The sequence below is a fragment of the Pyxidicoccus fallax genome (assembly GCF_012933655.1).
In the GTDB taxonomy this organism is placed as follows: Bacteria; Myxococcota; Myxococcia; order Myxococcales; family Myxococcaceae; genus Myxococcus; species Myxococcus fallax.
Map to the genome: position 1 here is coordinate 1 of NZ_JABBJJ010000476.1, position 7885 is coordinate 7885.

Below are 7885 nucleotides of genomic sequence, written 5' to 3' on the forward strand. Positions count from 1 at the left end.
CCGCCCACGCCACTCCCGCCGCCGCCTGCTCCATCCCGCCCACCTCCACGGGCAAGAGGACAGAGCAACCGCCGTGCCTGCCGGCTCTACCTGGGAAGTCGTCCCGGCACCCGTCTCATATCGGGTAAAGCAGCCCGTCTTCCGGACGGACATCCGCACACCACCCCACCTCTCAGGGCCTGAGAGTGCCGGGGCGGGCGAGGGCGCTAGAAACGGGAGATGGCGAAGAAGGCCTTTATCTTGTCGTTCGTCTCGCGCAGCCGCTCACTCAGGGTGCGGACGAAGGTCCAGAGCAGCACGTACGCCAGGTCCTTGTCGGTGAACATGAGCTGGTCCAGCTTGGACCGCTCGATGACCCACACCGTGCAGCTCACGTGGGCGATGGCGTCCGCGGAGCGGGGAGAGTCTTCGATTACCGCCATTTCTCCGAAGTATTGCCCGGGCTCCAGGATGGCGAGCGCCTCCTCGCCGATGCCGGGCACCGTCTTCGAAATGCGCACCTTGCCCGACTCGATTACGAACATCTCCTGGCCGGCCTCTCCCTCGCGAAAGAGGAAGGCGCCCGCCGGGTAGTTCCGGGAGTGGCCGATTTGCGCCACCTTGGCGAGCTGGCCCTGGGTCAAACCCTCGAACAGCGCAACCTTTTTGAGGACGGCGGCATCCATGAGGCCAGCTTCGTATCACGCACGTGAAGGGCTCTGGTACCTTCGCGGCTCCAACAGGACAGGGAGATTCCGGTGGCCGAGGAGAAGATCAACAAGGTGACCATCATCGGCTCGGGGCCGGCGGGCTACACCGCGGCCATCTATGCCGCGCGCGCCAACCTGCAGCCCGTGGTCTTCGCGGGCGGGCCCACGCTGGACCATCCCCAGCGCGTGCCGGGTGGCCAGCTGATGGTGACGACGGACGTGGAGAACTACCCGGGCTTCCCCGAGGCAATCACGGGCCCGGAGCTGATGGAGCGGTTCCAGAAGCAGGCCGAGCGCTTCGGCACCGTCATCCACATGGAGAACGTGGTGAAGGTGGACTTCTCCCAGCGCCCCTTCCTCATCCAGGGAGAGAGCGTGAGCTACCGCTCGGAGACGGTCATCATCTCCACGGGCGCCACGGCCAAGTGGCTGGGCGTCAAGGGCGAGGACGCCTACAAGAACCGCGGCGTGTCCGCGTGCGCCACGTGTGACGGCGCGTTCTTCAAGAACCAGGACGTGCTCGTGGTGGGCGGCGGCGACACGGCCATGGAAGAGGCCACGTACCTGGCGAAAATCGTCAAGCACGTCACCGTCATCCACCGCCGCGACACGCTGCGCGCCTCCAAGGTGATGCAGGAGCGCGCGCTGCAGAACCCCAAGATCTCCTTCCTGTGGAACTCCGCGGTGGAGGAGGTGCTGGGCGACAACAAGGGGATGAACGGCGCGGTGGTGCGCAACCTCAAGACGGGTGACAGCCAGCTCATCAAGGCCACCGGTCTGTTCGTGGCCATCGGCCACACGCCCAACACGGAGCTGTTCCAGGGCGTGCTGGAGACGCACCAGGGCGGCTACCTCAAGACGGTGCCGGGCAGCACCCGCACCAACATCGAGGGCGTGTTCGCCTGCGGCGACGTGCAGGACAGCTACTACCGCCAGGCCATCACCGCCGCCGGCACCGGCTGCATGGCGGCCATCGACGCCGAGCGCTGGCTCATCGAGCACGGCGAGTAGCCCGTGCCCCTCGCCGCGCGACACCGGCGAGCACTTCCCAGGCCGGCCCGCTTCCACGGGCCGGCCTTTGCCATTCCCGCGGTAAGGAACGCACGAATCCCATGAGCAAGAAGCAGAAGACGGTGGCGGTGCACGCCGGCTCGCGGCTGACCGGCAGCAAGGCGGTGCCGGTGTCGCCGGCCATCTACCCGGCGGCGGTGAACTGGTTCGACAGCAGTGACGACCTGGACGGCGCGCTGGACGGCAAGGACTACGCCTACGCCCGCATCAGCGCCCCCAACACCACGCTGCTGGAGGAGGCCGTGGCCGCGCTGGAGGGCGCCGACGCGTGCGTCGCCTACGCCAGCGGCATGGCCGCGCTGCGCTCCGTCTTCGAGGCCCAGGGCTTCCGGCCCGGGGACCGGCTGGTGATGCCGGCGGACGGCTACGGCGTCACGCGGCTGCTCTACAAGAACCTGTGCGCCGCGCTGGGCGTGGAGCTGCACGCGCTTCTGATGACGGACGCGCGCACGCCCGAGCGCATCCGCGAGTTGAAGCCGCGCATGGTGCTGTCGGAGAGCATCACCAACCCGCTCTTGCGAGTGCCGGACCTGCGCGCGCTGGCGAAGGCGAGCCACGACGTGGGCGCGGCCTTCGTGGTGGACGCCACCTTCCCGTCGCCCGTGGGCCAGCGCGCGCTGGACTTCGGCGCGGACTACGCGGTGCAGTCCACCAGCAAGTGGCTCAACGGCCACAGCGACGCGCTGGGCGGCACGGTGAGCGCCTCGGCCGCGCGCATCGCCCCGCTGCGCTCCGCGCGCATCCTCGCGGGCGACGTGCTCGGACCCTTCGAGGCGTGGCTCACGCTGCGCGGCCTGCGCACCCTGCCGGTGCGGATGAAGGCCCACGCCGAGCACGCCGCGCACGTGGCCCGGCGGCTGTCGGACTCGCCGCTGCTCGAGCGCGTCATCTACCCGGGACTGCCCTCGCACCCGGACCACGCGGTGGCGAAGGAGCTGCTCAACGGCGGCGGCCCCATGGTGGCGTTCGAGGTGAAGGGCATCGGCCGGCCGGAGTCGATGCGCTTCCTGGAGCACCTGCGCATCTGCAAGCCCGGCCCGTCGCTGGGCGACGTGTGCACGCTGGTGATGCACGCGGCCAGCGCGAGCGCGCGGCGCATGACGGCGGAGGAGCGCGCCGCCGCCGGCATCCAGGAGAACCTCATCCGCGTGTCCGTGGGGCTGGAGGACCCGGACGACATCGTCGAGGACCTGCTCGGCGCCGTGGCCCAGGTGGTGCGCCGGTGAAGATGGTCGACGTGGGAGCGAAGCCGAAGACGGAGCGCGTGGCGGTGGCCACCGCGCGGTTGCGCATGCTCCCCGCCACCCGCGAGCGCATCCTCGCGGGGAAGGTGGAGAAGGGAGACGTGCTCGCCGCGGCGCGGCTGGCCGGCATCATGGCCGCCAAGCGCACGCCGGACTTCGTCCCCCTGTGCCATCCCATCGCCCTCTCCGGCGTGGAGGTGACGCTCACGCCGGAGGAAGCGGGCCTGTCCGTCCGCGCGCAGGTGAAGACGGTGGACCGCACCGGCGTGGAGATGGAGGCCCTCACCGCGGCGTGCGCGGCGGCGCTCACCGTCTATGACATGTGCAAGAGCGTGGACCGCGGCATGGTGCTGGAGGCGGTGCAGCTCGAGCACAAGGCGGGAGGCCGCTCCGGCACGTGGCACCGGGATGCCGGGGACACCGAGGCCACCCAGGAGGCCCTACCGCTCCCGGCGCGGGGTGGGAAGCGGCGTGGGAGCGCGGGAGGGAAGCGCGGTGGCGCGGAGGAAGTCTCGCCCGCGGCGCGGTCCGGAAAGCGCGCGAAGCGGCCCCGCGAGGCCGAGGGACTGCGCACCGCGCTGGAGACCGTCGTGCGCGCCGGGAAGCGGACGAAGCGCGGCGGGTAGGGCGGAGGACTCGTGAGGAGGGGAGCGCCGTCTCCCTCCACCGCGACTACTTCGCCCGCCAGGACACGGAATAGGTGGCGCCATCGCCGTCGCGGGAGAGCACCTCCACGCGCGCGTCGCGGGCGCCCACCAGTTCCAGCCCCGCCTCCAGGACGCCCTGGTAGTAGCCGGGCCTGTCCATCACCTCGTTGATCCACAGCTCGCAGTGCGTGGGGCCGCACTGCGTGAAGCGGGACTCCACGTAGTTGTCCGCGCTGCGGAACGTCTCGTTCATCCTGCGCAGCGAGCGCAGCGGCCCGAGCAGTCGCGCCATGCTCACCATGGCCCGCCCCATCGTCGTCAGCTCCACGCCGCGCACCAGCGCGCGCCCCAGCAGCCGGTAGCTCTCGTCCAGGGGGGTGGTGGGGTAGAGGTCCGCCGCGATGATGGCCAGGCTGCGCCGCCACGTGTCGAAGCTGTAGGCCGGTCGCAGCCGCTCCGTCACGTCCAGCCCCACCTCCTTCAGCGCCGCGTATGCCGTGGGAGACAGGCGCAGGCGGACGGCGGGCTGGAGCAGCCAGCTCACGGTGTGCTCGAAGATGAGGCGCCGTTGGGGCACGGGCTCGGCACGAACCTGCTCTCCCAGTGCCCGCATGGTGGCTCTCCTCGATGAGCCCGGCCGATGTGGTGCGCCGGGACCGCAGTATGGAGAAGAACCCCGACACCTCGTCCGCGGCCACCGGGACTCCCGGTGACTCCCCGACGTCGTCCCGAGGGCGTGTTCATCACCCGACGGCGACAGCGCGCCGCCGTCCAGCAGCCGTTCGCGAGGGGACGCTTCCGGCCGCTACCGCGCGCCGCCAGCCTCCGCGCGCAGCCGCTCCAGGAAGAAGGCCACCACCACGAGCGAGTGGGTGATGTGGCCCTCCAGGATGAGCCGGGGCACGTCCGCGCGCGGGTGCAGCTCCACCACGATGTCCTCGCCCTCGTCCTGCTTCCCCGCGTGGTGCTTCACGCAGTCCAGCGCCAGGTAGCTGAAGCAGCGGTTGGGCTGGAGCGCGGGGTTGGGGTGCACGTCGCCGAGCGGCACCACCCGCCCCGGCACGTAGCCCGTCTCCTCCTCCAGCTCGCGCGCCGCGGCCACCGCCGGGTCCTCGCCGGGCTCCACCATGCCGCCCGGCACCTCCAGCGTGGGGGCCTGGACGCCGAAGCGGTACTGCCGCACCAGCACGAGCTGGTCCTCCGGCGTCACGGCGATGACATTCACCCAGTCCGAGCAGTCCACGAGCACGCGAGGGTGCTCCTGGTGGGTGCGCGGGTCGGCCCACCGGTCCTCGCGGACCTTGAGGACGCGGTAGTCGTGCTCCAGCCCTTGGCGCAGGCGCAGCCAGGGCTTCACCGTCTGGGACACGTGGCTCTCCTTCAGGGGGGCGGGCTCGCGGGGACTCCACGCGCGTGGAGCCCCGAAGGCCCGTTCAGTTGAGCAGCGAGGCGCGCTCGCGCAGCTCCCGCGCCGTCAGCTCCAGCCTGTCCCGGTCCGGCGCCTCGGGCGACAGCTCCAGGCAGCGCTCCACGTCCTTGAGCGCGGCGCGGTAGGCCCCCAGGTTGGCCAGCAGCGCCGCGCGCGTGCGCAGCTCGCCGGGGTGGTCCGGTGCCAGGAGCAACAGCAGGTCCACCACCGCCAGCCCGCGCTCGCAGTCCTCGCGGCCCAGGTACACCCGCCGCAGGTTGGACAGCATCCGGTAGGTAATCAACTCCACCGGCGCCGGCGCCAGCATGCTCCGGTCGAACTTGAGCTGCGGCGCCACGCGCTTGAGCAGCTCCTCGCACCCATGCTCGGTGAGGATGTCCCCATGGTGGAACGGGTCCATCACGAGCTTGTGGTCGCCCGCGTCATGCGCCACCAGGAAGTGGCCCGGGAAGGGCACGCCGTACAGGGAGATGCCCGCGCGCCGCGCCACCTCCAGGTACACCACCGACAGCGTTATCGGCAGGCCCACCTTCCGCTCCAGGACCTGGTCCAGGAAGCTGTTCTCCGGGGAGTGGTAGTCCTCCTCGTTCCCCCGGAAACCTTCGATGTCCGCCAGCACATGACGCAGGGCGCGCAGGGGCGCCAGCGCCTCGCCCTTTTCCTTGAGCCGCTCGGCCTCCACCTGCACCCGGCACGCCAGCACGTCCAGCATGTGCAGGCAGCCAGGCGCGTCCAGGCCAGGGCGGCCGAGCGTGGCGATGGCCAGGGCGGCCAGGTCCAGCCGGGGAGGCTCCGCGGCCAGGGCCGACACCAACCGCTCCCGGGCCAGCGGAGGGCTGAATCCAGAGGGAATGCTCACGGCGGGAACGAGTAACCCACGGCGGGCCGGACGGCAAAGGCAGGCGGGCGAACGTCAGATTGCTGGCGGAGCAAGCGGCAGCCTTCCCTTGATTTCAGCGCGCAGGGCAACCTGGGCCGAAATCAGCCCGGACAGGATTCCATCCTCGAACTCGAATGTAGGGTGTTCCTTGAGTTCCGGAAAGTCGTGGGGGTTGCGTAGCTCCTCGGGGGTGATGTTGGGCACCGCCTCGCGGGCGAGCCGCAGCACCTTGGCCTGCTGCTGGGCAATCATCCTCTCGAAGAGCTGGGACGACAGCGCCAGCATCTCCTCGGCCACCTGCTCCGTCATACGGGTGTCTACTCCTGGGCGATGTCCCACTTGGCCCGGCGGTAGCTGTAACGGAATGCGGCCGCGTCCGCCTCCTTTGCGTCACCTTCCGCCTCCCGGCCGTCCAGGAAGGCCACGAAGTCGAGCTGGCGGTCCTCCCGGCCGTACTCGGCGTCGAAGAGGCGGACGAGCTCGTTGGCGGGGAGGGTGCGGCGGCCGGCCACGTCCACCAGGGGGACGCGCAGGCCCTTCATGTCCTGGGAGGGAGCGTACGACTTCCACACCAGCTCGGTGCACACGAGCGTCTGGTCGGAGAAGAAGTCGAAGTTGAAGTCATAGGGGCGGCCCTGGAAGGTGAAGGCGCGCAGCACGGCGCGGGCCTTCTCCAGGCGGGACACGCGCGGGCGCATGACGCCCAGGTAGTCCACGCGCATGCCGTGTTCCAGGCCGGTGAAGGACACGCCCTCGCTGATGGACTCGATGATGCGGATGGGGTCTCCGTGCGCGTCCTTGCCGGTGTACTCGGCCCACTTGGCGGGGAAGGCGCGCGCCAGGTGCTGGGTGAAGGAGGCGGGCTTGCCGGGCAGGGTGGCGACCCAGGCCTTCACGTCCGCGTCCGCGTCGAAGTAAGCCGAGAGCTCCTCGGGGGTGCCCACGAAGAGCTCGGCATGCGGCCAGAAGCCGGGCAGGCCGATGTTGGAGAGGTACCAGTTCTGCCGGGCCACCATGATGTCGCCGGGCTCCATGCGCTTGAGCACGGAGAGCACCTGCTCGCGGGCGATGAGCGGCTGGCCGAGGCGGCGCACGCGGGTGTCGCCCATCCACTCGGCCACGGCGCGCTGCACGGGGAAGAAGGCGCGCTGCGCGCCGTCCTGGGTGATGTCCGCCGCCGCCTTGGCGAAGAGGGTGGGACCGCGCTTCACGAGCAGCCCCTTGGCCACCTTGCTGTTCTCCTTCATCTCCTGCATCACCCACGGCACGCGCGGGGCGTCGAGGGCGCCGGCCTTCACCAGCAGGGGCCGCAGCTGCTCCTTGTAGCCGTCACCGGTGATGAGCTGGGTGGTGGTGGCCACGTGGATGACCTTCTGCTTGAAGCGAGCGAAGGCGCGCGGGGGCAGGCCGTACTCGGGCGCGGGCTCGTCGAGGAGCACCTCCAGCTGCTTGCGGCCGCCGGCCAGCTCCGCGTAGGTGAGCCCGTGGGCCAGCTCCGTGGTGAGCGCGCCGTGGGTGAGCAGGAAGCCCCAGGCGTGCTTCTTCGGCTGGGTGAGGGAGGGCACCTTCACGAAGTCCCAGTAGCGCTGGCGGATGACCTCGGTGGAGACGAAGTAGTCGAAGAAGGCCGCCCACGTCGTGAGCAGGTGCTGCTTCTGGTCCGGCGTGTACGGCTCGCTCTGCTTCTGGAGGTAGACGCCGCGCGACTTCTTCACCGTCTCCTGCAGGCTCCTCAGGCCGAGCGCGTAGCGCTCCAGCTGCGCGAGGTCCCGCTGCGCCTGGGCGACGAAGGCGTCGTCGTCGAGGTCGTAGACATTGCCCGGCGCGGCGGCCTGGATGGCGCTGACGGCGGGCTGGACGGGGGGCGTGCTGGCGAGCGTGAGCCAGGCGAGCAACAGGGGCTGGCTCTTATACACCTCTGACGC

Annotated in this window: 9 protein-coding genes; 3 read left to right on the top strand and 6 right to left on the bottom strand. The window is 70.4% G+C overall.

Annotation, left to right across the window (positions count from 1 at the left end; all coding sequences use genetic code 11):
- Window positions 1-206: 206 nt before the first annotated feature.
- The gene (locus tag HG543_RS49275) at window positions 207-665 is read right to left on the bottom strand and encodes a Crp/Fnr family transcriptional regulator (RefSeq protein WP_169351922.1); all 459 of its coding nucleotides are present in this window, start codon (window positions 663-665) and stop codon (window positions 207-209) included.
- Between the two features lie 72 nt (window positions 666-737).
- Here HG543_RS49275 and trxB point away from each other — a divergent pair, with 72 nt between their 5' ends.
- From trxB to moaC, 3 genes are all read left to right on the top strand, one after another.
- Window positions 738-1700: a thioredoxin-disulfide reductase gene (trxB, locus tag HG543_RS49280; protein ID WP_169351923.1), complete on the top strand. Its 963-nt coding sequence runs from the start codon at window positions 738-740 to the stop codon at window positions 1698-1700.
- Between the two features lie 101 nt (window positions 1701-1801).
- On the top strand, window positions 1802-2986 hold the full coding sequence (locus HG543_RS49285; RefSeq protein ID WP_169351924.1) for a trans-sulfuration enzyme family protein: 1185 nt from the start codon (window positions 1802-1804) through the stop codon (window positions 2984-2986).
- Between the two features lie 2 nt (window positions 2987-2988).
- Window positions 2989-3630, top strand: a complete 642-nt coding sequence (gene moaC / locus HG543_RS57230) for a cyclic pyranopterin monophosphate synthase MoaC (protein WP_371876553.1) — start codon at window positions 2989-2991, stop codon at window positions 3628-3630.
- A 46-nt stretch (window positions 3631-3676) separates the two neighbouring features.
- Here moaC and HG543_RS49295 read toward each other — a convergent pair whose 3' ends face one another.
- From HG543_RS49295 to HG543_RS49315, 5 genes are all read right to left on the bottom strand, one after another.
- Complete coding sequence (locus HG543_RS49295; RefSeq protein WP_169351925.1) at window positions 3677-4264, bottom strand: DUF2378 family protein; 588 nt, start codon at window positions 4262-4264, stop codon at window positions 3677-3679.
- 192 nt (window positions 4265-4456) lie between these two features.
- On the bottom strand, window positions 4457-5020 hold the full coding sequence (locus HG543_RS49300) for an NUDIX domain-containing protein (protein ID WP_169351926.1): 564 nt from the start codon (window positions 5018-5020) through the stop codon (window positions 4457-4459).
- Window positions 5021-5084: 64 nt separating this feature from the next.
- Window positions 5085-5909 (bottom strand): SirB1 family protein, encoded by an 825-nt coding sequence (locus HG543_RS49305; protein WP_171818605.1) that lies wholly within the window; start codon window positions 5907-5909, stop codon window positions 5085-5087.
- Between the two features lie 84 nt (window positions 5910-5993).
- Window positions 5994-6269: a hypothetical protein gene (locus tag HG543_RS49310; protein WP_169351928.1), complete on the bottom strand. Its 276-nt coding sequence runs from the start codon at window positions 6267-6269 to the stop codon at window positions 5994-5996.
- Between the two features lie 8 nt (window positions 6270-6277).
- Window positions 6278-7876, bottom strand: a complete 1599-nt coding sequence (locus tag HG543_RS49315; RefSeq protein WP_169351929.1) for a YiiX/YebB-like N1pC/P60 family cysteine hydrolase — start codon at window positions 7874-7876, stop codon at window positions 6278-6280.
- Window positions 7877-7885: the final 9 nt, after the last annotated feature.

Coding starts and splice junctions, on each gene's coding strand:
- HG543_RS49275 (WP_169351922.1), bottom strand. CDS start 665: ATGGATGCCGCCGTCCTCAAAAAGGTTGCGCTGTTCGAGGGTTTGACC.
- HG543_RS49285 (WP_169351924.1), top strand. CDS start 1,802: ATGAGCAAGAAGCAGAAGACGGTGGCGGTGCACGCCGGCTCGCGGCTG.
- moaC (WP_371876553.1), top strand. CDS start 2,989: ATGGTCGACGTGGGAGCGAAGCCGAAGACGGAGCGCGTGGCGGTGGCC.
- HG543_RS49295 (WP_169351925.1), bottom strand. CDS start 4,264: ATGCGGGCACTGGGAGAGCAGGTTCGTGCCGAGCCCGTGCCCCAACGG.
- HG543_RS49310 (WP_169351928.1), bottom strand. CDS start 6,269: ATGACGGAGCAGGTGGCCGAGGAGATGCTGGCGCTGTCGTCCCAGCTC.